General features: G+C 35.3%; 20 protein-coding genes. 15 read left to right on the top strand and 5 right to left on the bottom strand.

Annotated elements, in window-relative coordinates; translation table 11 throughout:
* Window positions 1-59 precede the first annotated feature (59 nt).
* The 13 genes from KO509_RS10725 (at window position 60) to KO509_RS10665 (ending at window position 16,632) form a co-directional block, all read left to right on the top strand.
* On the top strand, window positions 60-695 hold the full coding sequence (locus tag KO509_RS10725) for an NUDIX domain-containing protein (RefSeq protein ID WP_215973273.1): 636 nt from the start codon (window positions 60-62) through the stop codon (window positions 693-695).
* A gap of 128 nt (window positions 696-823) precedes the next feature.
* Window positions 824-1,315 carry a DUF1249 domain-containing protein gene (locus KO509_RS10720; RefSeq protein WP_215973272.1) on the top strand — a complete coding sequence of 164 codons (492 nt, stop codon included), beginning with the start codon at window positions 824-826 and terminating at the stop codon, window positions 1,313-1,315.
* A gap of 7 nt (window positions 1,316-1,322) precedes the next feature.
* Window positions 1,323-2,081 (top strand): metallophosphoesterase, encoded by a 759-nt coding sequence (locus KO509_RS10715; RefSeq protein WP_215973271.1) that lies wholly within the window; start codon window positions 1,323-1,325, stop codon window positions 2,079-2,081.
* A gap of 68 nt (window positions 2,082-2,149) precedes the next feature.
* Window positions 2,150-2,752, top strand: a complete 603-nt coding sequence (locus KO509_RS10710; protein ID WP_215973270.1) for a YqiA/YcfP family alpha/beta fold hydrolase — start codon at window positions 2,150-2,152, stop codon at window positions 2,750-2,752.
* 55 nt (window positions 2,753-2,807) lie between these two features.
* Window positions 2,808-4,703 (top strand): DNA topoisomerase IV subunit B, encoded by a 1,896-nt coding sequence (gene parE, locus KO509_RS10705; RefSeq protein ID WP_215973269.1) that lies wholly within the window; start codon window positions 2,808-2,810, stop codon window positions 4,701-4,703.
* A 268-nt stretch (window positions 4,704-4,971) separates the two neighbouring features.
* The gene (locus KO509_RS10700; RefSeq protein ID WP_215973268.1) at window positions 4,972-6,906 is read left to right on the top strand and encodes a GGDEF domain-containing protein; all 1,935 of its coding nucleotides are present in this window, start codon (window positions 4,972-4,974) and stop codon (window positions 6,904-6,906) included.
* Complete coding sequence (locus KO509_RS10695) at window positions 6,906-8,141, top strand: GGDEF domain-containing protein (protein ID WP_215973267.1); 1,236 nt, start codon at window positions 6,906-6,908, stop codon at window positions 8,139-8,141. Before KO509_RS10700 ends, KO509_RS10695 begins: the two co-directional genes overlap by 1 nt.
* Before the next feature lie 137 nt (window positions 8,142-8,278).
* Complete coding sequence (gene parC, locus KO509_RS10690) at window positions 8,279-10,600, top strand: DNA topoisomerase IV subunit A (protein ID WP_215973266.1); 2,322 nt, start codon at window positions 8,279-8,281, stop codon at window positions 10,598-10,600.
* 281 nt (window positions 10,601-10,881) lie between these two features.
* Window positions 10,882-11,106: a FeoA family protein gene (locus KO509_RS10685; RefSeq protein WP_215973265.1), complete on the top strand. Its 225-nt coding sequence runs from the start codon at window positions 10,882-10,884 to the stop codon at window positions 11,104-11,106.
* A 75-nt stretch (window positions 11,107-11,181) separates the two neighbouring features.
* Complete coding sequence (gene feoB / locus KO509_RS10680) at window positions 11,182-13,341, top strand: ferrous iron transport protein B (RefSeq protein WP_215973264.1); 2,160 nt, start codon at window positions 11,182-11,184, stop codon at window positions 13,339-13,341.
* Window positions 13,342-13,426: 85 nt separating this feature from the next.
* The gene (locus KO509_RS18290) at window positions 13,427-16,096 is read left to right on the top strand and encodes a YdbH domain-containing protein (protein ID WP_215973263.1); all 2,670 of its coding nucleotides are present in this window, start codon (window positions 13,427-13,429) and stop codon (window positions 16,094-16,096) included.
* A gap of 2 nt (window positions 16,097-16,098) precedes the next feature.
* Window positions 16,099-16,281, top strand: coding sequence for a YnbE family lipoprotein (locus KO509_RS10670; RefSeq protein WP_159818498.1), 183 nt, complete (start codon window positions 16,099-16,101; stop codon window positions 16,279-16,281).
* Window positions 16,282-16,290: 9 nt separating this feature from the next.
* Window positions 16,291-16,632, top strand: coding sequence for a YdbL family protein (locus KO509_RS10665; protein ID WP_215973262.1), 342 nt, complete (start codon window positions 16,291-16,293; stop codon window positions 16,630-16,632).
* Window positions 16,633-16,688: 56 nt separating this feature from the next.
* Here KO509_RS10665 and KO509_RS10660 read toward each other — a convergent pair whose 3' ends face one another.
* The 5 genes from KO509_RS10660 to KO509_RS10640 all read right to left on the bottom strand — a co-directional run bounded on the left by KO509_RS10660 (window position 16,689) and on the right by KO509_RS10640 (window position 21,178).
* Entirely contained in the window at window positions 16,689-18,170 is a 1,482-nt protein-coding gene (locus tag KO509_RS10660) for a HAMP domain-containing sensor histidine kinase (protein WP_215973261.1), read from the bottom strand.
* A gap of 28 nt (window positions 18,171-18,198) precedes the next feature.
* Window positions 18,199-18,942 carry a response regulator transcription factor gene (locus KO509_RS10655; RefSeq protein WP_215973260.1) on the bottom strand — a complete coding sequence of 248 codons (744 nt, stop codon included), beginning with the start codon at window positions 18,940-18,942 and terminating at the stop codon, window positions 18,199-18,201.
* 59 nt (window positions 18,943-19,001) lie between these two features.
* A complete protein-coding gene (locus KO509_RS10650; protein ID WP_215973259.1) occupies window positions 19,002-19,751 on the bottom strand; it encodes a spondin domain-containing protein in 750 nt (249 codons plus the stop codon).
* 10 nt (window positions 19,752-19,761) lie between these two features.
* Complete coding sequence (locus KO509_RS10645) at window positions 19,762-20,475, bottom strand: spondin domain-containing protein (protein ID WP_215973258.1); 714 nt, start codon at window positions 20,473-20,475, stop codon at window positions 19,762-19,764.
* A 139-nt stretch (window positions 20,476-20,614) separates the two neighbouring features.
* Window positions 20,615-21,178, bottom strand: coding sequence for a response regulator (locus KO509_RS10640; protein ID WP_215973257.1), 564 nt, complete (start codon window positions 21,176-21,178; stop codon window positions 20,615-20,617).
* Between the two features lie 188 nt (window positions 21,179-21,366).
* Between KO509_RS10640 and KO509_RS10635 the strand changes: the two genes are divergently transcribed.
* Entirely contained in the window at window positions 21,367-22,911 is a 1,545-nt protein-coding gene (locus KO509_RS10635) for a PAS domain-containing methyl-accepting chemotaxis protein (protein ID WP_215973256.1), read from the top strand.
* 4 nt (window positions 22,912-22,915) lie between these two features.
* Complete coding sequence (locus KO509_RS10630; protein WP_215973255.1) at window positions 22,916-25,519, top strand: GGDEF domain-containing phosphodiesterase; 2,604 nt, start codon at window positions 22,916-22,918, stop codon at window positions 25,517-25,519.
* Window positions 25,520-25,545 lie beyond the last annotated feature (26 nt).

The raw sequence follows: 25,545 nt of genomic DNA, 5'->3' as shown, positions 1-25,545 counted from the left end.
TAACCAAATAAAATCAATAATTGATAGTGTAACAAATTATGATTAAAAAGAGAGTGTTTATGCAAGATAATCAAAGTAAATCAATACCTATGTTGCAATATAACCAAAATGACGTATCAATAGCAGCAATTAATACTAAGTATCAAGGTTTTTTTAAAGTAGATGAATATCAGCTTAAGCATAAACTGTTTTCACAAAAATTCAGTGAAAGCATTACACGTGAAGTATTTGAACGTGGTGATGCAGTTGTAGTGATGCTTTATGATGCTATCGAAGATAATTTATTATTTTTAGAACAATTTAGAGCAGGTGCATTACGTACAGAACAAACTCCTTGGTTACTTGAGTTTGTCGCTGGGATGTTTGAAAGTGACGAGGACCCAATTGATGTGGCGATACGGGAAACGAAAGAAGAAGCGGGTATTAGCTTAGAAGCTAGCGCTGTGAGGCCTATAATGAAATACCTTTCGAGCCCTGGCGGAATGAGTGAATGTATTCATCTATATTGGGCTAAGTTCGATAGCAATAAAGTATCACCGGGTAGTATTTATGGTTTAGATGATGAAAACGAAGATATATTACTTCATATTATTTCGCGGACAGAGGCTTTAGCACTATTAAAAGAGGGAAAAATTATTAACGCATCCACCATTATTGGTTTGCAATGGTTAGCGATGAATTATCCCAACCTGTAGGTTGAATTTATGAGGCATATGCTTCAAGATCAACTATTCCTCGGTTTTAATAAATGACATACATATAGTACACGCAGTACAACTATATGTATAAAAAATACAACAGCATAGCCCAGCATAGGATATTAGTGAGTTTTTTCCCAAATAGCACAGTAAATAGAAGAACAAGGTATCAACCTAACTTAGTTAGCTTGATGACCTTGTGTGCTAACAATTATTTTTTATTATTGAAAGTACAAGCTGATCAAACAGCACTTAATCAACAACGCCATTTTTTTATTAATGAGCATCTTACTTATGTGGTTACGGTGAATGAAGTCACTCGCTATACATCACTGATTACTTTTGAACAAAAAATGTTTACTCAAACGGCCAATAAAAGTAAAACATATACTCAGTCGCTTCAACCTCGTATGAGTATTCGTTTATACCACGATGCTCGTATGGCTGAAGTCATTAGTAATCAAGATGTTTTTCAAGTGCAACCTCGTTATGATTACCCAAATAAAGATATGCATCAACAAGATGAAAAACAACAAATCAATCAATTTTTAAACGAGTGGTTACATCTTTGTCTAGAGCATGGTCAGGTTCATTTAGCGCTAAAAACGAACGGATAATAAACACATGAACAATTCAAAAAAAACTTTTATTATCGCTCAATTTAGTGATTGTCATTTATTTTCCGATAAGCAAGCTAAGCATCTAGGTGCCAATGTTTGGCAAAATTTGAGTCGAGTATTAACTGATATTGCTCAACGAACAAATATTGATAGTATTGTTTTTACTGGTGACCTTACTCAAGATCATAGTGAAAATTCTTATCAACATTTTGTGCATGCTGTTAAGCAAGCAAAATTCGCTATGCCGGTATATTTCTTAGCGGGTAACCATGATGATCGTGATTTATTGACGCAACATTTAATAGCGCCTACTTTTCAAACCAATAAAACACTTGATAATGATTTTTGGCAAATACAATTATTAGATAGTAAAAGTGATACACCGTCAGGCTTAATTTCCGCACAAAAATTACAAAGAGTATCGCAGCAAATGGATCGTACTAAATTTCAATTGTTAATGATGCACCACCATCCTATTGATGTCGGCTACTATATTGATAAGCATGGATTATTAGCACAAGAGGATTTTTGGAATAAAATTGCAGAGTTAAATGAAAAAAACGCTAAAATTAAAGGGATTGCATGTGGACATGTTCATCGAGGAGTGCATTTATCTAAACAAAATGTTGATGTCTATACTTGCCCGGCAACTTCTGTGCAGTTTGGTGATACAAAAGAAGAAATAGGCTCTATTTTACCAAGTTATCAACTCCTTTATCTTGAAAGAGATGGTACAATGAGTCGTGAAATTATTGTGTTTTAATATAGCTTTTTTATATAAAAGACTATTGAATATAGGGAAATATTATTTAGGATGAAATATATAACAATATGAAAAAAAATATTCTTTATCTACATGGTTTTAATTCATCTCCTTATTCATCAAAAGCGGAGCAAGCTCGCCAGTATTTTCAGGATAATTTTCCAGATATTAATTTTATTTGTCCTCAGTTAGCTAATTCACCTACGGAAGTATTGTTGCAGTTAGAGCACATTCTTAAATCAGATAGCTTAATGGGTGTAAATAATAGCACTTGGTTTTTAATCGGCTCATCATTAGGTGGTTACTTCTCTCATTATTTAGCAAATAAATATCAACTTTCTGCGGTATTGATCAATCCAGCAATTAAGCCTTATAGTTTATTAGAGCACTATATTGGTGAACAAATAAACCCTTATACCAATACAGTTTATCAAGTAACAGAGCAACATATGCTTGATCTTAAAGCGATTGAACAAAGTGCTCCAATGGATAGTGATGAGAAAAAAAATAATTACCTAATTATGGTACAAACAGGTGATGAAGTGTTAGATTATCAACAAGCAGTTGAGAAATTTAAATATAGCCGTCTTATCATTGAACAGGGCGGTAATCATAGTTTTGTTGGATTTGATAAAAAACTTCCAATGATTGCAGAATTTTTTCAACTATAAGCCAAGTTGGGAAAATAAAAACGATACATATACTTACATAGATAGAAAATAAACCATGACCGACCAATATAATTCAGATTCCATTGAAGTACTTAGCGGCTTAGATCCTGTACGCCACCGCCCTGGAATGTATACTGATACCACGCGTCCTAATCACTTGGGTCAAGAAGTTATTGATAACTCAGTGGATGAAGCTCTCGCTGGGCACGCTCAAAATATTAGTGTTATTTTAGATACCGATCAGTCACTTGAAATAACTGATGACGGTCGAGGTATGCCAATAGATATTCACCCTGAAGAAGGGGTATCAGGTGTTGAGCTTATTTTTTGTAAATTACATGCAGGTGGAAAATTTTCCAATAAAAACTACCAATTTTCTGGTGGTTTACATGGTGTAGGTATTTCGGTTGTTAATGCTTTGTCAACCCGGGTTGATGTAACGATTAGGCGCGACAGTAAAGTTTATGAAATGGCGTTTGAGAATGGTTATAAAGTTGAAGAGCTAGCTGAAACAGGCACAGTAGGAAAACGTAATACCGGAACGCGTGTCAAGTTTTGGCCTGATCCTAAATACTTCGATTCAGCAAAATTTTCGGTATTAAAATTAACACACTTATTAAAAGCTAAAGCAGTATTATGCCCAGGCTTAACGATTAAGTTTCATGATAAAATTGAAAATAAAAAGCATGAATGGTGTTATGAAGACGGATTAACTGACTACCTAAAAGAATCAGTTAAAGGCTATGAAAGCTTACCTGAACAGCCTTTTGTGGGTGACTTTACTACGCAAACCGAAGCAGCAAACTGGGCTGTAACTTGGTTACCTGAAGGTGGTGAAAGTGTTGGCGAAAGTTATGTAAACTTAATCCCAACAGTCGCTGGTGGTACACATGTTAATGGTTTGCGCCAAGGTTTATTAGAATCTATGCGTGAATTTTGCGAGTTTCGTAATTTAATTCCGCGTGGTATCAAACTTACGCCTGACGATATTTGGGATAAATGTAGTTATATTTTATCCATAAAAATGCAAGATCCGCAATTTGCAGGTCAAACTAAAGAGCGTTTATCTTCTCGTCAATGTGCAGGCTTTGTAACTGGCGTTGTAAAAGACGCTTTTAGCTTATGGTTAAATGAACATACCGATATAGCTGAATCGTTAGCTGAATTTTGTATTAGTAACGCCCAAAAACGTATGCGTGCTAGTAAAAAAGTAGTGCGTAAAAAAATAACACAAGGTCCTGCGCTACCAGGCAAGTTAACTGATTGTGGTAGCCAAGATTTATCTCGTACGGAATTATTTTTAGTTGAAGGTGACTCTGCTGGTGGTAGTGCCAAGCAAGCACGTGACCGTGAAACACAAGCGATAATGCCATTGCGAGGGAAAATTCTTAATACTTGGGAAGTAGAATCTGGGCAAATTCTTGCTTCACAAGAAGTACATGATATTTCTGTTGCTTTAGGAATTGACCCTGATAGTAATGACTTATCAGAATTACGCTACGGTAAAGTGTGTATCTTGGCCGATGCTGACTCGGATGGACTTCATATTGCGACATTGCTTTGTGCCTTATTTACACAACACTTTTTACCTTTAGTACAAGCCGGACATGTTTATGTTGCTATGCCGCCCTTGTATCGTATTGATGTTGGGAAAGAAGTATTTTATGCCCTAGATGAAGCGGAAAAGGATAGTATTCTTGATCGAATAGCTGCAGAGAAAAAGCGTGGTAAAGTTAACGTACAACGCTTTAAAGGTTTGGGTGAAATGAATCCTCTTCAGCTTAGAGAAACGACGATGGATGCCAATACTCGTCGTTTAGTACAACTGACTGCGTTAGATGAAGAACACAGCGAAACCATTGAAATGATGGACATGCTTCTATCCAAAAAACGCTCAGGAGATCGTAAAGAATGGCTCCAAACTAAAGGCGATATGGCTGTAGTACAATAATGTTTTAGCCATAAATTGACAAATTTAGTACATAAACCTGTAATTAATAATAAGTGTTTATGCTATTTTCTTACTATTTTTAAGCGATAATTTATGGCAACTTATACTCTTCAATGCCAATGATCTTTTGTGTAAATAAATATATCGATGTTACTCGAAGTTGATGTTATTAAATATTAAATTTAACGTCGTTTAGCTTGAATAGCATTTGTTTAAAAAATTCACTTTATACTAGTTTGATAATTATCACGTTTATAGGCCAATTGTATTGTTATTTAAGCGTATTTCACAGTGTTTGATTTTACTATTTTCTTTTGTGTATATTGCAACGAGCTTAGCTGTAGCTATACCAAAGAAAGAAGATAGTGTTGTTGGCTTTGATGAAGCCGCAATAAAAATAGAACAATTAATTGATAACAATATACCTTTAGCGAAATTTGAATTAGAAAAATATGCTAAATTAATTGGTAAATTACCTTTAGAGCAACAAATTACCTATCAGCACTTGTTGACTGATATTTATATTTTGCAAGGGAAGTTTCATTTAGCAAAACAAAGTGCCACCGACGGCCTATCACTAACCTTACAACTTTCTAGCCCTAGTTTATTAATTTCTGAATTACTTTATAACCGCGGTTTAGCCTATGAAAATATTGGTGAAACTGAGCTGGCGGCTAAAGATTATGAAAGTGGCTTAGCATTAGCTAAATCACTGCATGATAATGTTTTAATCTCAACGGGGTTGATGAAATTAGGGGGAATATATTATTTAACTGATCGATATGAAAATTCGTTACTCGTCTTAAATGATGCTTACAGTATTGCTAAGCAAACCGATGACGAAAAGCTCAAGGGAGCTGTGAATTTTGAGTTAGGGACTTTATATACTCACCTAAATAGAAATAAGCAAGCAATGGTTTATTATCAGCAGTCTTACGAACATTATAAACGTTCTAATCAAGCAATATTATCACTGAACGCGTTAGTGAATATTGGTATGAATCATGTTTCTGAAAATGAGTATGAACAAGCGATAATTGCCTATGAAACCATTATTAATGAACCAGATAGTGCTGAAGTTAATAAAATTATGTACAGCGCTTATTTGGGATTATCATGGGCTAATTTAAAGAAAAATAATCCTAACCCTGAAGCAAGTTATCAATATTTATTACTGTCTAAGCAGTATATAGGGAATATTGAACAATATGATATTGAATTACAATATTATGTCGATGAAGCTTTTATATTGTTTGAACTTAAACGCTTTAATGAAGTTATTGATAGTATTAATCGAATTGATAAAATTTTAGTAAGTCAAATGCCGTTAGGTCACTTAAAAATTCAAACACGTATCAATATTGTTGATTTACAATCTAAAACATATTTTGAATTAGGTGATTATCAAAAAGCTTATGAGTTACAAGAACACCGCTTAGTGCTAACTCGGTTATTACGTGATGAAAAAGAAACACAGTCAATTGCAGCAGTACGCTTAGCGCTTGAAGCTAAAGAGGCGGACCTACACAAAAAAGTATTAGAAAATAAACAGGCCTTGCAACAAATATCGTTGTTAGAAGCAGAGCAAAAGCAGAAAAGACAGAAGCTTTATTTACTTTATATCGCCGTTGTTGCCTTAATATTTGCATGGTTATTAGTTAAGTTAGTACAAGGTCAACATAGGTTATATCAAGTATCGAGTATTGATATGCTTACAGGTATTTCAAATCGCCGTGAATTGATGAAGAAAGGTAAAAAACTATTTCAACAATCGAAAACCAGCAATACAGAATTTAGCGCGCTAATGATTGATATTGATTATTTTAAAAAGATAAATGATCAATTTGGTCATGAGTGTGGCGACCTAGTGCTGAAAAAAGTGGTAGAACTTGGCAAAGCATTAATGCGCAAAACAGATGTTTTTGGTCGTTTTGGTGGCGAGGAATTCGTTGCACTTTTACCAAATACGTCTAAATCTCAAGCTAATATTATTGCCGAACGTTTTCGGGTCGCTGTTGAAGCATATATTTGGGATAGTAATGGTTCATTACCGGAATCATTGCATGTCACTATTAGTATTGGTGTCGCTAATAGTATCGACTTTACTAATGGCGAGTCGACTGATCTCTCCACCTTAATTAAAAAAGCGGACGAGCTACTTTATCAGGCAAAAGAGCAAGGCCGAAATAGGGTGTGTAGCTAATGATTATGCGTTGGGCTCTGTTCTTATTTTTTATTGCATCTATTTTGTTAAATGCTGCTGTGGCGGCAGAAGGCTTACCAGGTGAGCATAATAAAGTGATACCAGCTAAAGAGTTTAAACTTCGTAAGGATATTGTCGATTTAGCTGAACAATCCGTCCCTTTACCGGAGAATGTAAGTGCTTTATTGAATGATATATCAATATTAAATAGTGCTGTTAACTATGCTGAACAGTATTTGATTTTATTGATTAAAGCAAAGGTAAAGCAACAAGCTCAGCAACATAACGAGGCGATTTTGTTAATAGAACAAGCTAAATTATTATCAAAATATATTACTAAAGAGCAGTTAATTCGCCCGCTCTTTGCAAACGCTTATTTGGTTCTCGCTGATAGCTACGCTGAAGTTAAAGATTATGATAATGCTTATAAAAACAAGAAGATTTTTGTCGATAAATATAACGAGTATCGCGATAAGACACGCCAAAAAAATATTGAGAAATTAACTGAGAACTCTGAAGTTGCACAAAAAATATCAGAAAATAAATTACTGGCAAATCAAAACAAGTTAAAAGAATTGCGTATTGCCGATGTACATGCCCAGCAAGAAGATCAACAAAGACGATTTTTATTCATTTTTTGTACTATTTTATTGTTTATTTTATTACTGTTAAGGAAACTTAAAGTTAGAAAGAAACTGTTAGTATTAGCGAAAACAGACAGTCTTACCGGCTTATTGAATAGAACCGAGCTATTTAATCAGGGGCATAAACTAGTTCAAGACACCAAAGAGCAAGGTTTAGAGCTGAGTGTATTACTGTTAGATATTGATCATTTTAAATTGATAAATGATAAATATGGTCACTCTGTTGGCGATTTAGTGTTAGAAAAAATAGCCAGCCTTGTAAGTGAAACCATGAGAGCCCGAGACGTTTTTTCTCGTTTAGGGGGAGAAGAGTTTGTTTCTCTTTTACCTAATACTAATCTTGATCATGCCAAAGCAATTGCTATGCGTGTAATAGAGAAAATAGCACAATATAATTTTAATGAACTAGGCGTTAACGAGAATATAACGGTAAGTATCGGTGTGGCTAATCTGAAAGATACTAACCCTGAATTTGATGATATTTTACATGCAGCTGATTTAGCTATGTATCAAGCAAAAGCCGAAGGAAGAAACCAAATGGTTAGTTATGAAGCTATTGTTAGGGACAGAGAAAGGCGTTCTAACAATTAGACTAACTATTTGAATTCACTTGGCTATCAAAATCATATAAGCTGTAGTTAATATTGGCGTTTATTAATTGTTACAAGAGAAATTAATCGCATTAACTTTTGCGATACTAATGTTTATGGGAATAGGAAAATCATTTCATGTCTGATGTGCTCGAATATAGTCCAGACGGGGTAGAACAAGTTCCTCTACGACGTTTTACAGAAGAAGCTTATTTAAACTACTCAATGTACGTTATTATGGATAGAGCCTTACCGCATATCGGTGATGGCTTAAAACCAGTACAACGTCGTATTGTTTATGCGATGTCAGAGCTTGGTTTATCGGCGACGGCAAAGTATAAAAAATCTGCGCGTACTGTTGGTGATGTACTAGGTAAATTTCACCCGCATGGTGATAGCGCCTGCTATGAAGCTATGGTGTTAATGGCCCAACCATTTTCTTATCGTTATCCGTTGGTTGATGGTCAAGGGAACTGGGGGGCGCCAGATGATCCTAAATCATTCGCGGCAATGCGTTATACAGAATCTCGTTTATCACGCTTTAGTGAAATTTTACTGGCTGAATTAGGGCAAGGAACGGTTGACTGGGTGCCAAACTTTGATGGCACTATGGAAGAGCCTAAAACTTTGCCTGCTCGTTTACCACATATTATGCTTAACGGTATAACAGGTATTGCCGTTGGTATGGCGACAGATATTCCACCGCATAATGTACGTGAAATAGCGGATGCTTGTGTGCATTTAATTGATGAGCCTAAAGCTGAAGTCTCAGATTTATTAACCTTTGTTAAAGGCCCTGATTACCCGACAGATGCTGAAATCATAACACCTAAGGCTGATATTGAAAAAATATATCAAACTGGGCGAGGTAGTATCAAAATGCGAGCCGTTTATGATATTGAGCATGGAGAAGTTGTTATTACAGCTTTACCTCACCAAGCATCAGGCGGCAAAATATTAGAACAAATAGCAGGACAAATGACGGCGAAGAAATTGCCTATGGTTATTGATCTTCGTGATGAGTCTGATCATGAAAATCCTGTTCGTTTGGTTATTGTTCCTCGCTCAAACCGAGTTGATATTGAACAATTAATGCAGCACCTATTTGCCAGCACAGATTTAGAAAAAAGTTATCGTGTTAATATCAACATGATTGGCTTAGATAACCGTCCAGCAGTTAAAAACCTAAGGGAAATATTATCTGAGTGGCTTGAGTATCGCCGGGAAACAGTACGCCGACGCTTACAATACCGTTTAGACAAAGTACTTGCACGGTTACATATCTTAGATGGCTTACTCGTTGCTTATTTGAATATTGATGAAGTGATTGAGATCATCCGTGGTTATGATGATCCAAAAGCAGAATTAATGTCACGCTTTGCGCTATCTGAAATACAAGCACATGCTATTTTAGAAATTAAATTAAGACAATTAGCTAAATTAGAAGAAGTAAAAATTCGTGCAGAGCAAGACGAGTTACGTAAAGAGCAAGATTATTTAGAAAAAATTCTTAACTCAAAAGCACGTATGAATACGTTAATGAAAAAAGAAATATTAGCGGCGTCTAAAGAATATGGTGATGATCGCCGTTCTAAATTAGTAGAGCGCAGTGAATCAAAAGCATTAACTGAGAAAGATCTTGTGCCAAGTGAAGCTGTAACTGTTGTTGTGTCAGATAAAGGCTGGGCTCGTTGTGCCAAAGGCCATGACATAGATGCTACTGCGTTAAGTTATAAATCGGGTGATTCTTATTTATGTTCAGCTAAGGGACGGAGTAATCGACCTGTTGCCTTTATTGACTCGTCAGGACGAGCTTTTACTACGGATGCTCATACATTACCGACAGCGCGAAGCCAAGGTGAACCACTAACTGGACGGTTTAGTTTGGCGGCAGGCGAAAACTTCGTTCATTGTGTTATGGCTGAAGATGACGCTAAATATTTATTAGTGAGTGATGCTGGTTACGGTTTTGTTAGTAGCTTTAGTGATATGATTAGTCGTAATAAAAATGGTAAAGCGATGATCTCCTTACCGCAAGCGGCAAAAGTATTAGCACCACAATTAATTGAAAATATTGATAGTGATTCATGTCTTGCTATTACAACCGAAGGACGAATGTTAGTCTTTCCTGTACAAAATCTACCGATACTGAGTAAAGGTAAGGGGAATAAAATTATAAATATTCCAACTGCTAGAGCAAAATCTAGAGAAGAGTTTGTAACGGTATTGGCAATAGTGCCAGATGGCGCTTCGGTAACAATTCATGCTGGTCGTCGTAAGTTAACTTTAAAATCAATTGATATTGATCATTATCGTGGTGAAAGAGGGCGTCGAGGTAATAAGCTGCCACGAGGTTTACAACGAGTTGATTATGTAGAAATTGAACCTGTTAATGCTAATCTTGTACAAGAATCAGCGTTAGAGCCTGATAATAATAACGATAGCACACCAACAGAATAGCCATAGTAAATAAAGCTTTTAAGGGGGGAGGATCTCTCTTAAAAGCTTTATTTAAGCGCAATTAACTAAAGTGTAAATAACAATTGTTTTCATTGTTTAATCTCTGATTTAGGAGTATCATTTTAACAATAGTAATTCTCATTAACCTTAATCTTAAGTTTAGTTTTAGATATTTTCACTGTGCTTAACGCATATCTAAAAGCAGAGAATATTCCATTTTTACCTTACTGATCACTTTATTTTATAGTTTGTGTGATAAGTGTAGCTATAAGGCATAACCAATGACTTTAGTTGATGTAGCAAGAAACCAAGTAGTTAAAATTAGTGCACTCCCACTTGATGAAACATTATCCGCTCAACTTTTAGAGCAAGGTTTTACGTTACGAACTGAAGTGGCTTTAGCTCATAAAGCACCTTTTAATGGCCCATTAGCTTATCGTTTACACAACACCAAAATATGTATTCAACGTTCTGTAGCTGCACAAATTCAAGTTACTGCCGTTTAAGTCTATCTAATTAAACTTAGGGTTATCAGTTTTAAATAAAACTGTTTTCAGTAAATCTTATATGAGTTTTTTTTCATGAGTTGTTGTTCTAATTCTTCATCCTGTTCCGAGGAGGTATCACCCTCTAAAGATCTACATTACGCTTTGGTTGGTTTTGCTAATTCAGGTAAAAGTACGTTATTTAACCTTTTAACATCTCGCCATAATAAATCGTCTACGCAAAACGTTGGTAATTTTTCTGGTATTACAGTATCTGCTAAAAAAGCCTCACTACAATTAAATAATGTTGATGCTTACCTTTCTGATTTACCTGGTTTAAGTTCACTTTCTCAACGTGGCGAACAAGGTAAAGATTTATCTATCTCACAGCAATTTATTCAGCAAAAAGATATCGATTGCATTATTAATGTTGTTGATATTAATCAATTAAGCCGACAGCTGTACCTTACTACCCAATTGCTTGAATTGGGTATACCTATGATGCTTGTATTAAATAAAACCGATAGAAAAAAGCATGCTTGGGTTGATATTGATAAGTTAAGTGAAGAATTAGGCTGTCCTGTTGTTGCTGTAAGCGCTCAAAATAAAAGCACATTTGATATTATAGAAAGAAAACTACTTGTTTGCTCTACACAAGAAAAATCAGCACCAAGTCAAGAAAGTCTTCAACCAGAAAGTTTATCATCAATTCAGGCGAGGCAAGATTTTGCATCTGATATCATCGCTAGAGTTAGTGTAACTGGTGGTGGCGCAAGCTTTTCTGATTACTTAGATAATGTTGCATTACATCCACTTACTGGTGTACCAATATTTTTAGGTATGATGTATTTACTTTTTATGTTTGCTATTAATGTAGGAAGTGCGTTTATTGATTTTTTTGATATTCTTAGTGGTACCTTTTTTGTTACTTACCCGCTCCATCTCCTTGAGCCTTTAAATTTACCGCCATGGATTTTAACTATCATTGAAGGGGTGGGAAGTGGTATGCAAACGGTTGCTACTTTTATTCCTGTTATCGCTTGCTTATTTATTGGTTTATCTTTACTTGAAAATTCAGGCTATTTAGCGCGGGCTGCTTTTGTGGTTGATAGCGTAATGCAAAAAATTGGTTTGCCGGGTAAAGCGTTTGTACCACTAATTGTTGGCTTTGGTTGTACTGTTCCTGCAGTGATGTCGGCTAGAGTGCTGGATAGTGAAAGAGAGCGTATCACTACGGTTATGATGTCCCCTTTTATGTCATGTGGGGCTCGTTTGCCTGTCTATGCTTTATTTGCCGCAGCTTTCTTCCCTGATAGTGGTCAAAACTTGGTATTTCTTTTATATTTAATTGGTATCGCCGCTGCTATTTTTACAGGTTTTTTACTGAAAAAAACGGTGTTGTCGGGTACCAGTTCGCTTAATATTATGGAGCTACCACCATACGAAGTTCCGCATATTCGTGCTATTAGTAAACGCGTATGGCAACGAACTTATAGTTTTGTTACTGGGGCTGGTAAAACAATTGTTATTGTTGTGTGTTTATTAACCTTTTTTAACTCTATTGGTACTGATGGTAGCTTTGGTCATCAAGATAGCGAGCAATCTATTTTAAGCCGAAGTGCACAAGTAGTGATGCCCGTATTAGCTCCTATGGGAATTGAAGAAGAAAATTGGCAAGCTGGCGTTGGTATTATTACTGGTATTTTCGCAAAAGAAGTACTTGTTGCCACCTTTAATAGTTTATATTCCCCACAAAATGTGCCGGATAAAGGTGAACCTTCTTTTGAGGCGAGTTGGCAAGCAGCAACAGCCAGTATTAAAGAAAACCTGCTAGGTATTGCGCCAGATGATCCTTTAGGTATTAATGTAGGTGACTTGACGGATATAGAAGCTGTTGCTCAAGAGCAAGGAGTAGAGTTAAGTACTTATCAAGTAATGCAAGCTGCATTTGTTGGTCAGTTAGGAGCATTTAGTTATTTACTCTTTATTCTTTTATATACGCCCTGTGTTGCTGCAATGGGAGCAATAAAAAATGAAGTTGGAAGCCGTTGGGCAGGTTTTGCCGGCCTGTGGAGTTTTACCTTGGCTTATTTAATGGCAACTTTATGTTTTCAAGTCGGAAACTTTTTCGCTGCGCCTTTAATTGCCAGCCTCTATATTATTGCTGTATTACTGAGTTTTACTGGGATATATTTTTGGCTTAAACATAAGGGACGTAAGGTGTTAACGATCCCTGTCTCGGTGAGTTATTCATAACGTATCACTGATTTTAAAGCCTTTTATTACTAATTAGTGTATTCTTATTAATTAAATAGGCGATATTTAGAGTAAGGAAACGTAAGTGCGATTTTTCAAGTTGATTACGATAACGCTTGTTTCCTTATTTATCATTGTTACTGTCATTTTTGCCGGTATTTATAATGCTCGCATTTCAATTATAAATAACATCGCACAAAACCAATTTAGTTTAGTTCCCGTAAAAGCTACATGTTTTGAATTTAGTCTGACAAGTGATCTGTCAATTGCTGTGGATAATTTATGTTTACAAAGCCCAAAGGCGGATATAAACATTGTTGATACCATTATTCAGTGGCAGTACTCTCCTTTTAATATCACTAATATTGATGTGAATCTGCTTGAAATAAACGCTAAAGAGCATTTTTTTTCAAACATCAATCAGGTTTCTTTAAATAAGAAAGAAAGTACTACTAATGAAAGTATTAACGACTTATTATCGACGACACTAAGAACGTATGTCGAGCAGATTAAGCAACTTCAATTGCCGTTAAACTTGAATGTGGAACAAATTTCTTATTTACCTTTTACTGCACAAGATAAAACTACAATAGCAAAAGGGGTGACTTTAGAAAAAGCTCAATCACCTTATATTGCTCAGATCTCAAGCCTAGATAATACCTGGTTATTTTCATTGAAAAACCAAGACAATATTGCCTTTGCGAACCTTACATTAGTTCATGAGTTAGCAGGTTTTTCTATTACGTTTTCAAGTGAGTTAGAGCCATTAAAAACATTTGTTAGTGAGCACCGGTTACCGATCAGCACTAGATTACAACAGGATTTAAATGCTCATGAAGTCACAGGAAGTATTAGTTCATTAATAAAGTATCAAGCTGATAAGCTCAGTATGGAAAATCATATTACCGGCTTTGTATTAAACTCCGCTACTGGTATAGGTGATAGTGGTGCATTTAAACTCTCAGGGGAGCTTAATTTTAATAATCAGTTTGATTTAGATTCCAACGAGGTGAACAGTAAAAACAATGAAACCTTTAAAAAGAATAATAATACATCATCGAATAACAATAATGAGGCACTGACTCTCCAATTTATAGAACAAAATGAATTACTGTTGGAGTATCAGCAAGTATCGCTGTTGGCGCTACTCGAAAGAATTCAAGTTTCTCCAATAATAATGTCGGTAATGAAAGATAACCCAATACCGCAATTAGCACTTAAGCTCCAAGGCGATGCAGTAGTTAACTTTATCAAAGATGAACTAAAGCTTAGCTATCTAGAAATGAATGCGGGTAATGATGAAGTCACACATCAAGTTGTATTAGATAATAGTGCAGTAGCCTTGGCTAACACCGAAAGGTTTAATGCATTTACTGTTGAAGATTTTGTTCTTGATAGTGAAGTTAACTTGATAAGTATACCTAGTATAGCAAAGCTAACAACTACGCCAATTAATATACATTTGGCAGGGTCATTGCAGTCACTAAATAATCAAGCAAGGCTAAACTTAGCGGAAGACTCTGTGATCGAGCTTAACAATATAAAGGTGGTAGGGAACTCAGAACAAGGTAGTCAAACATTATTCAGTGTAAAAGCATTATCAACAGAACTGAAGGGACATGTGGCATTGTTAGAAGATAATAAGCTTCATATGAATATATCCGTTCTAAATAAAGCGAAACAAATGAATGTACCTAAGGCCATACAAGTGAACTCTTTTGAGTTGTTTAGTGAGGTAAAAGGCTCTTTGGATGATATAAGTATTAAAACCAGTACTAATGCTGATGGTGTGGATTTGGGTAATATTTTTATTACTGGCACAGTACAATCGCCGGCAATAGAAGTAATCGGAACAGGTTTACCGCTGACTGATTTACTCTCATTAAATATTAAATTGCCTATTAGTGTTGAGCTTATTGAGGGGACATTAAACTACAATGTATCGGGTCAACTACCAGACTTAAATCATATTACTCAAACTCACTTTGATGCCAATGTAGGTATTAAATCACTTAGTGGCGAAGTTGATGGTATTTGGCTACAGGACCTAAATTGGCAGCAACAATTCACCATAGAATCAGGAAATATAACTACAAACGCTAATAATAAAGAGAATATAACGATAGCGTTAATTGAGTCATTTACGCCTATTTCAAACCTTTCTGTTAATACTCGTTGGTCGTTTAGTGATAATAACTTCAAACTTGCTGTTAACAATCTTAAAGCTGATGCTTTTAGCGGAAGCATTTTTGTTCCTGATATGCACTGGCCTTTTGTCAAAGGGCATTCAGCTAATGTTCAGCTAGATAGTATAGACTTAGCGCAAGTGTTGGCATTAGATAAAAAGCAAGGTATTGTTGTTACAGGTGATATTTCAGGGCAAATTCCTGTTATGTTTGATGGTGATAAACTCATTATTGAAGCAGGCGAACTATACAATGTTAGTAATGGCTTAATACAAGTGATTAACAATCCTGCAGTAGCAGAGTTAAAAGCTAATAATAGTCAGTTACAATTAGCATTTGATGCACTGCAAAACCTGCATTATCATCAGCTTTCCTCTACAGTTTCAATGTTAGATGATGGTTATATGCAGTTAGATACAATAATAAAAGGTCGAAATCCTGATATTGATAACGATGTAAACTTGAATTTGAATTTAACTTACGACTTGTTAGGCTTGCTTGAATCCTTGTCAATAACACAACGTTTTGAAGAAATAATTATCAAAGGTTTACAAAAAAATAAGGAGTAAGTATGCGTAAAATACTAATAGCAGTATCCATTGTTTTCACTATGAGTGCTTGTACACATAAAGTAGAAGTTAGCGCAAAAGAGCCAATTACTATAAATTTAAATTTAAAAATAGATCATGAAATAAAAGTCAAAGTAGATAAAGAATTAGATGACATTTTTAGTGATGAAAGCGATGTTTTTTAGGGAGATATTATGAATAATGTAACGAAAAAATTAATAAAAAAATTAAGTGGTGTTCTTTTTATTTCAACAATCACTTTCTCTGCTTGGGCTATATCGCTAGGTGCAGCAAAGCAGCAAGGTTTAGTGGGTGAAATGTCTAATGGTTATTTAGGTGTTGTTGTGAATAGCCCTGAAGCTAAAAGCTTAGTTAATAGTGTTAATCAAAAACGTAAACAAATTTATATGGATTTAGCACGTAAAAATAAAATTACTATGGAGCAAGTGACGGCGTTGGCGGGAAAGAAAGCATTAGCTAAAACAAAGCCTGGTCATTTTATAAAAAATACTTCAGGACAATGGATTAAAAAATAAGTTTTGGAAGGCAAAGGGAGCTAGCGTCCCTTTGCCCTGATATTGCTAGCCGTTTATTATGAATGATGTACTTGCTGTAAAGACAAAGAAAAACAGCTGCCTTGGCCTAATTCACTCTCAACAACTAGTTCAGAATTTAATATCTTGCTCAGTTTTTGACTAATGGCTAAGCCTAAGCCGGCATGCGTTGTATTATCTTCAATAGCATTACTTGCTCGATACCTAGCATCAAAAATATAGGCAATATCTTCTTTACTAATGCCCGAGCCGTTATCGGTTACTGCAATTTTTATTTTGTCTGCTAACTGATTAACAATAATTGCAACTTCTCCATTCTCTGTAGTATGTCTTATCGCGTTTTCCAATAAGTTTGTGATTATACGTTCAAGTTTGGCGATATCAGAATAAACTACAAAACGGCATTGTTGCGGCTGCAGGCTTAAACGAATACCTTTCTCTTGTGCTTTGAGTGAGAACTTAGCAATAATGTCATGTAGTAATTCACCAACAGCAAAGGTCTCAAGACTCACGGTTACTTGACCATCTTCTAAATGTGCTAATTCAAAGATTTGATCAATCAAGCGTTTTAATTGCATACCATTTCGTTGAGCTGTTGCCATATAATCAGCACGAGCAGATTCTGTTAATTTGTCACCCTTTATGACTATTGTTTCTATATATCCTTGCATAGTCGCTAATGGTGTACGCAAGTCATGAGATAAATGGGCTAATAGCTCACTTCTAACACGATCATTTTCAGTAAGTTGTGATAGTTGTTGGTTAATTTGATTAACCATGGCATTAAAGCTTGACCCAAGCATATGAACTTCATTGCTTTGAGGGTTTTTCCAATGTGTTAATTTAACCTTAGATTGATCAAATTTAACTTCGTTAATGGCTTTCATCTCATTTGCTAGTTGTTTTATTGGTGCTGTGAAGTAACGAAATACTGCTAAAAGAATAAGTAGAAGCAGTAATAAGGAACCAATAAAAATTGCACCAAACTGCTGTAAATGTTCATCACTTTTCACTTGGCTAAAAATAGAGTCGTATATTTCTCCGCCTATAATAATATATAAATATCCTTGTAAATTATCACCACGATAGATTGGTGCGGCTGAGAATATTTTTTGTTTATTTAAATGACGAGGATCATCACCTAGCACAGGCATAATGTCAGGGTTCGAGATTAAGTTAACTAAGGGGCTTAAGTTAATTTTCTGGCGCTTTATTTTGTTAGCATCAGCTGAATAAGTAATAATATTTCCAGCAGGGTCGAGAAAGTAAAACTCAAATGAAGGACCCAATAACATTAGCGTATGAAATAAGTTTTTTAATGCCGCTTTATCATAGACACCATCTTGTAATAGCGGATTATCATGTGCTAAATGTTCGGCAAGTTGACTATGTAATTTTTGCTCTGCTTGTAATTTTGAATGTTCAGCTAAGGAGTTGCTCCAATAAAAAAGCATAGATGCTAAGATAATGAAAGCACAGCACACCGATAATGCTAGCCGTTGATAAAGTGAAAATTTCATGAAGAACTCTTTAATTACTAATGGATGACTATAAAACGGCTGCAGAGTTTAGCTTGTAGCCAACCCCCCAAACTGTTTGAATAATTTGCGGCTCTGCACAGTTTTCTTCTAATTTATTACGTAAACGATTTATATGAGAGTTTACCGTGTGCTCATAACCACTATGATTATAGCCCCAAACACCATCAAGTAATTGAGCGCGAGAAAATACCTGGTCAGGGTTTTTACACAAATAATCAAGTAATTCAAATTCTGTAGAAGTTAAATTAATCGCATTGTCTTTATAAGTTACTTGATGATAACGCTGATCAACTAATAGTTTCCCTATGCAAGTACTATGCTTTTGTGCTACCTCATCTTTTTTGTTTTCTTTAGGAACACTTGTTTGGTTTCTTTGAGAGTAAGCTTGAGCTCGTCTTAATTGTGCCCGAACTCTTGCTTGTAATTCTCTAATACTAAAGGGTTTTGTCATGTAGTCATCAGCACCAAGTTCGAGCCCTAGCACTCGATCTGTTTCCGATGTTTTTGACGTTAGCATTATGATTGCCTGTAATGGTTTCTCTTGACGAATTTGTCGACAAATATCTAATCCATTGATGCCAGGAAGCATTACATCAAGCATAATTAGCTGGTAATTTTGCTTTAATGCCTGTTCAAGCCCTTGTTGTCCGTGACAACAAATATCACTATCAATATCTAACTCTGACAAATGCACTTGGATCAAGTTGGCAATATCATATTCATCTTCAACAATTAAAACGGTATCTTTCATATTACTGGCCAGTTAGTAGCGCAAGTTAATTTAACCTGATATAACTGGCCAAGTTCAACTTACTGTGTACGTGTGATAGTTAATTTAATCGCAGGGTTATCAAAACGATGCGCCTGAGTTAAAACTGAGCTAGATAATCCATCGTCTTGACTGACAACACCTGAGTGAATAGTAACGAAGTCAACATCATCTCTTGCTTCATCAAAACCAGTACCGCCATCTGCTGGGCCAGGGATGGTTCCCATCGCTTCACTATTAGCTTCAGTACCTGCATCATAAACATTTAAGTTCCATGATTTTACGTCATCAATTGCCATTGTAGATATATCTATACCAGTTAGACCCGTAAAAGCATCATTTGTATTCACTAACATTGTTGCAGCAGTGAAATAAATAGCATTTCTATCTGTTGTTGTGATTGCGACAGTGTCCGCTGAGCCAGGTATAATAACTCCTTCGCCTGATCCAGAAGCAAGTACACTTGAGTCTGCTATTAATTGACTGTTATCACCACTTTCGGCTAATTGCTCTAAAGCTATTGAAGACGCTTCACCTGCCATCCACATTTTACTGTCACCATGAAACATAACTGCAAGTGGTGAAAGTGGTTGCGCATAAGTTAAATTAGTTACAGTAACTGAATAACTATATTCATCTGGTGTAGCCGGTGTTTCAATAACGGGGGCTGTATCATTATTGTCGCTACCACAAGCTGATAAAACTAATAATAAGCTTGATGCAATTATTCGTTTACTTTTTTTCAAAGTATTGGCTCTGGCGCTATTGTTATTTAAAGAAAAGTTCAACATATTCTTCTCCTTATTGAACAGTAATAGTTAATTTAGCAACAGGGTTTAACCAACGGTGGATACTACTGTTTAAATCGCTTTTGCCGCCATCAGCCATCTCATCACCTAAGTTTCCGCGATGAATATGTATAGTTGTATTGCTCTCTGTATCAGTAACACCTGTCCCATTTGTGCCAGCATCGCCACCTGGTGCAGCTGGAATTCCTAATACTCCAGGAGCCGCGCCACCATTTACTAGTTCATTGTTGGCTTCAGTACCTGCATCATAAGCATTTAAGTTAATAGTGTAAGTACCAGCTTCAGTTGGAATTTTCCAACTATCTAAACCAACAAAACCATCATTTGAAGGTAAAATCATTGCTGCTAATGATAAATGCGTGTTAGTACTGTCATTTGTTAAAGTATAAGTAGTTGATAAACCAGGAGCCAAAAGACCTGCCGCAGGGTTTTCATTAGTATTAGCATCGATATTTGATAATAAGCTAACTAAGCCTGATATATCACCACCTTCAGCCATTGCTTGTAGCTCTGCAGTAGCAGTAGTACCAGACATGAAAATATGATTGTCACTTGAGTGAGCAGATGTAACGATGGGGGTGAAATGTAAGCCTTGCGTTAAATTAGTGACTGTAATTGATAAATCTTGTGCCATAACCGCAGAGCTCGAAAATGCGATTGCGCTCACGCTAAGTAAAGTAGTTAATTTTTTAGATGCTATTTTCATGGTTCCGTATACCTTCTCTTAATATTTATATTTATGGTTTATTTTTAAACTCAGGAGAAAGTATGCAGGAGAGTTGTTGTGGGAAGGTCACAAAGTTATCACGGTTTCATTACTTAATTATCACAAAGTTATCACAGCGCTATTGAAAGATAATCGGGACAATTACTTGCTTTACTTGCTGAGGATTAAAAGGCTTTTGTACGCAATTTTCAATGCCTAGTTCATTAATATGCATAAGGCTCTTATCGGTTAGTACTTTGCTCATTGCTATTATTTTAATATTACAGGTACTCGGCGTACTTTTTATTCTATTACACATCGAGAAGCCATCAATATTAGTCATCATTAAATCTAGCATTATTAAGTCAGGCTTGAATCGATGTAGTAAGTCGCCTGCATCAAAGCCATTATTTGCGCATATGATTGTTACGAAAGGTAGAGCGTTTTTTAGAGATTTAGCCAGCATATTTAAAAATTCTTCATTATCATCAATAATGAGAATTGTAAACGTAGTGTTAATATCTTTTGAATTCTTAGTTTTTGATAATAAAGGTAAAATATCATTTTTATCAAAACGTCGATGGCCGCCAAGTGTCGTTATAAAGGGTAAGCGCCCGATATTAGCCCAATGTCGTATAGTTGTTGGCACAACGTTTAATAATTCTGCCGCTTCAGAAGTTGTTAACAGGGATTTTTTTGTCATCTTCAAACCATACGTCATTGTAAGTTAATTCATTCTAACTCTCTGTTCAGCTTATATATTAACTTAGATCAATATAATGTGTTTTTATTTCATTTGTTGTAAAATATGGTGTGTTTTGTCGTTTTTGTCGTTTTACACGGATGAAGTAAATTAGTGTAAATAAATATACTTATACAACGAGAAGTCAAATGAATAAGAGAAATAAATCAATAATTAATGAAGAAGTTAATTTTCAGCAGGACGATGAGTTAGTTTCAACAACCGACAAAAGTGGTGTCATTACTTACGCAAACCCTGCTTTTTGTCGAATTTCTGGTTTTTCTCTTGAGGAGCTAGTAGGACAAAACCATAATATTGTTAGGCACCCTGATATGCCTGCCGTAGCATTTAAAGATTTATGGAAAAAGTTAGCGGCTGGTTTACCTTGGCGTGGTGCAGTAAAAAACTGTTGTAAGGATGGTCGTTACTATTGGGTTGATGCTTTTATAACGCCAATTTTTGAACAAGGTAGCCTTGTTGGTTATCAGTCTGTTCGAACAAAACTCAATGAAGAAACTAAGCTCAATGCAATTAAAGCTTATCAAGCCGTTAATAGCGGTAAATCACTGAACAAATGGTATGAAAATACTCTAATTAAAAACTTAGCCTACTGGGGAAGCAGCTTTGCAATTATATGCAGTGCATTATATTACCCATACACGATGTTTTTACTTCCTTTTATTCCCTTTTTTATATACAAAAACGAACTGATTAGTGTACCTCAATATTTTAGTAGGTTAACGCAAGAGTATGACAGCCTTTCTCGTGCTATATATTCAGGAAATAAACCACAAGGTATTGCTGATTTTCATTTCAAAATATCGGATGGAAAAATAAAAACAATTTTAGGGCGTATTTTTGATAGTAGTAAAATATTAACGTCAGGTGCTGTTAATTTATCTGAAGCTGCGAAAAAGGCGAAAGAAGGCACTGAAAAAGAAACTCATGAACTTCATCAAGTTTCAACTGCAGTAGAAGAAATGGTGGTCACTATTGAAGAAGTTGCTAAAAGTACAACATTCACCTCGCAAAAAGTTAATCAGGCACATAACGACTGTGAAACAGCTACTCATGCAATGCAGCATACGATGGATCAAGTTAACTTACTTGCCCAAGAAGTTGCTGAATCTGCTTCATCAGCCTCTGAACTCGCGAGCGAAGCAGAAAAAATTGGGAGTATTATGAATGAAATTCAAGGTATTGCCGATCAAACTAATTTATTAGCGTTAAATGCTGCCATCGAAGCAGCAAGAGCTGGTGAGCACGGTCGAGGCTTTTCTGTTGTTGCAGATGAAGTACGAGCTTTATCTAGTAGAACACATGCCGCAACAGAGCAGATACAAACATCTATTTCAGAAATTCAAAATACATTACTAATATGGTCCAAAACAATGGCCAAAGGCAAAGACTCTGCTGATGAATGTGTTGATAAAGCATCAGGAGCACGTGATGTGGTCAATAAGGTGTATGCACTACTTACCGATATATCTGATCTTACACTTCAAATATCAAGCGCATCAGAAGAGCAAAGTATGGTGTCACAAGAGATAAGCCGAAATATTATTAATATTAGTGATGCGTCTCAAGAAAACCTACAACAGGTTAATACCGTTGAATATGAAACAGACGAAATTCGTAGCCGTGCCGATGCGCTTGGTTCATTAGGGAAAGCGTTTACGAATTCGAACAGATAAGGTAATGATGAAATACGTAGAACTTCTTATGTCACTAACGGATAATGCTTTGCTTAATGATGCCTTAAATGTTGGTGATATGACACCACTAGTTGAAGATGGTTTTTATTCTTTAGCATCATTATTATCGATTGATAGCGCCGCCTTATGGTTGTTGAGTGAAGATAATAAAAGTTATAAATGTGAAGCTAATCTTTTTGATAGTAACCTTAGTGTAATAGCACCTAAATTAGTTAATAAAATAGATGATCCAGAGTTTTTCCGATTTTTAATGAGTACCTCTGAAGTTCTCATTGATAATGAGAATAGTCATACCTCTCTTGATCTGAATATAAATAAGATGGCACTGATTTTTAATGTCACTTCTATTTTGTTAATTCCCATTCACATCAAAGGAATAAATAAAGGTTTTATTTATTTAGGAGATAGTAAAAAGGCTATTCAATGGAGCACTGAAACTCTTTTTGTTTGTAAAATTTTAGTACAATTATTTAGCCGAGCGGTAATGGCTATAGATAAAAAAGTAGTAGAAAAGGAGTTATTACAGCAATATCAATTAATGAAGGAAATAGAGTCACTTGCTAAAGTCGGTGGTTGGGATTATGAAATATCTACAGGTAAAATTCATTGGACCGCAGAAACGTTTCGTATCCATGGGCTATCTGTTAACCATAATCTTGGTTTGAGTGAGTGTATTAATTTTTATAATGTCGAGGCTCAAAAATTAATAGAACAAAGCTTTAATTTAGCGGTGTCACAATTAAAACCTTATGTATTAGAGTTACCTTTTATTGATGGAAAAGGTCGCCATAAATGGGTAAGAACAACAGGTCAAATAAGAAATAACTCAAAAGGTATTGCGACACATATTTATGGCGCATTTGAAGATATTACGGAACAAAAACGATTACTTAACACGCAAAAATCAACAAGCCAAAACCTAAAAACTATCGTTGATAACTTAAATGACAGTATTGTCACTATTTCTAGTCAAGGGATTATTCGCTCTGCGAACCGAATAGTTGAAAAAACTTTTGGGTACACGCCTGAAGAATTAATAGGTAAAAATGTCTCAATGTTAATGCCTGAGCCATTTGCTTCTCGTCACGACAAATATATGAGTAATTATTTGGAAACAGGAGATGCAAAAATTATTGGTATTGGTAGAGAGCTACCAGCAATGAAAAAAGATGGTAGCACCTTTCCTATGGAGTTATCTATATCAGAAATATTAAATGCAGAAGAAAAGTTATTTATTGGTATTGTTCGAGATATCACTGAAAGAAAAAAAGCCGAAAAGGAGATTCATAAACTGGCCTATTACGATGAATCGACTGGAGTGTTGAATCGTTATTCTTTTGAACAAGCACTAGAGAAAAAGTTCGCTAAAACCTTATCAATGAATGAGAATTTAACTGTGTTCTTAGTAAACATAGATAAGTTTTCGCAAATTAATTTAGCTTATGGTGAGAAGATCGGTGATAAAGTTCTTAATGAAACGGCAGCAAGGTTAGCTGAGAGTTTAGCTAATGTTGGTGCTTTATATCGAAGTGGCGCAGATAGTTTTTATATTATTTTAAGCGCGAATGAACATGTTAGTAGTGATAATTCATCAATTCATTCCAATAAAATGTTAGCTGATTCCTTATTAGAAAGCGTTAGACAACCCATTATCATTAAAAAGCATTTAATCAATGTTCAAGCAAGTATTGGTATATTGAATACACCTACCGCAGAAATGAATTATATTGATATCAAACCTTTATTAGAGTTAGCCGTTTCTAATGCTAAAAATAATGGTGGGAATAGTTATGTGTTTTCAAATAAAAATGAAACACTTATTTTAAAACGATACTCTGAATTATCACTCGCGATGAAAAGTAAAAGTTTTGTCGACGAACTTGATCTGGCATTACAACCTCAATATTCAATAGCGGGAGATATTGTTGGAACCGAAGCTTTAGTAAGGTGGCGCTCACCAACATTAGGTTTTATCTCTCCAGCAGAGTTCATACCATTAGCTGAACAAAATGGCGCAATTATCAAACTGGGTGATTGGGTAATTGAAAAAGTGTGTATGTTAATAGCGCAAAGACAAAAGTTTTCAGCGGAAGTGACTCCAGTTTCTATTAATCTCAGTGCCAAACAAATTGCTCAGCCCAACTTTAATCATAACTTGTTAGTTAAACTTGATAAGTACCAAATACCTTATTCAATGGTGATTTTAGAATTGACGGAAAGCGCGCTGATTGCAGACTTTGATCTTGTCATTAGTAAAATGCAGTCATTAAAAGAAAAGGGAATTAATTTCTCGTTAGATGATTTTGGGACAGGTTATTCAAGCCTAAGTTATATTAATCATTTACCTATATCAGAACTAAAAATTGATAAATCTTTTGTTGATAATATTATTAATGTTATTGATGAAGTTCCCATCATTAATAGTATTATTCATATGGCTAAGGCATTAAGTCTTATGGTAGTTGCGGAAGGGGTGGAAACAAAAGAACAACTTGAGTATTTATCTGAGCGTGGCTGTAACATAATACAAGGGTATTATTTTTCTAAGCCCTTAACGCCTGAACAATGGCTTAAAAACTGGCTCTAAAATATTTTATTGATCAGTATTTGAAA

Origin of the sequence: Colwellia sp. C2M11 (genome assembly GCF_018860915.1) — a bacterium.
Classification (GTDB): Bacteria; Pseudomonadota; Gammaproteobacteria; order Enterobacterales; family Alteromonadaceae; genus Colwellia.
This window is presented reverse-complemented; position numbering and strand designations above follow the sequence as displayed.

Bases quoted from the DNA above. Each gene is read 5' to 3' on its own strand.
- KO509_RS10715 (WP_215973271.1), top strand. From the start codon at position 1,323: ATGAACAATTCAAAAAAAACTTTTATTATCGCTCAATTTAGTGATTGT.
- parE (WP_215973269.1), top strand. From the start codon at position 2,808: ATGACCGACCAATATAATTCAGATTCCATTGAAGTACTTAGCGGCTTA.
- parC (WP_215973266.1), top strand. From the start codon at position 8,279: ATGTCTGATGTGCTCGAATATAGTCCAGACGGGGTAGAACAAGTTCCT.
- KO509_RS10645 (WP_215973258.1), bottom strand. From the start codon at position 20,475: ATGAAAATAGCATCTAAAAAATTAACTACTTTACTTAGCGTGAGCGCA.
- KO509_RS10660 (WP_215973261.1), bottom strand. From the start codon at position 18,170: ATGAAATTTTCACTTTATCAACGGCTAGCATTATCGGTGTGCTGTGCT.
- KO509_RS10695 (WP_215973267.1), top strand. From the start codon at position 6,906: ATGATTATGCGTTGGGCTCTGTTCTTATTTTTTATTGCATCTATTTTG.
- KO509_RS10725 (WP_215973273.1), top strand. From the start codon at position 60: ATGCAAGATAATCAAAGTAAATCAATACCTATGTTGCAATATAACCAA.
- KO509_RS10710 (WP_215973270.1), top strand. From the start codon at position 2,150: ATGAAAAAAAATATTCTTTATCTACATGGTTTTAATTCATCTCCTTAT.
- KO509_RS10635 (WP_215973256.1), top strand. From the start codon at position 21,367: ATGAATAAGAGAAATAAATCAATAATTAATGAAGAAGTTAATTTTCAG.
- feoB (WP_215973264.1), top strand. From the start codon at position 11,182: ATGAGTTGTTGTTCTAATTCTTCATCCTGTTCCGAGGAGGTATCACCC.
- KO509_RS10670 (WP_159818498.1), top strand. From the start codon at position 16,099: ATGCGTAAAATACTAATAGCAGTATCCATTGTTTTCACTATGAGTGCT.
- KO509_RS10650 (WP_215973259.1), bottom strand. From the start codon at position 19,751: ATGTTGAACTTTTCTTTAAATAACAATAGCGCCAGAGCCAATACTTTG.
- KO509_RS10640 (WP_215973257.1), bottom strand. From the start codon at position 21,178: ATGACAAAAAAATCCCTGTTAACAACTTCTGAAGCGGCAGAATTATTA.
- KO509_RS10665 (WP_215973262.1), top strand. From the start codon at position 16,291: ATGAATAATGTAACGAAAAAATTAATAAAAAAATTAAGTGGTGTTCTT.
- KO509_RS10655 (WP_215973260.1), bottom strand. From the start codon at position 18,942: ATGAAAGATACCGTTTTAATTGTTGAAGATGAATATGATATTGCCAAC.
- KO509_RS10630 (WP_215973255.1), top strand. From the start codon at position 22,916: ATGATGAAATACGTAGAACTTCTTATGTCACTAACGGATAATGCTTTG.
- KO509_RS10685 (WP_215973265.1), top strand. From the start codon at position 10,882: ATGACTTTAGTTGATGTAGCAAGAAACCAAGTAGTTAAAATTAGTGCA.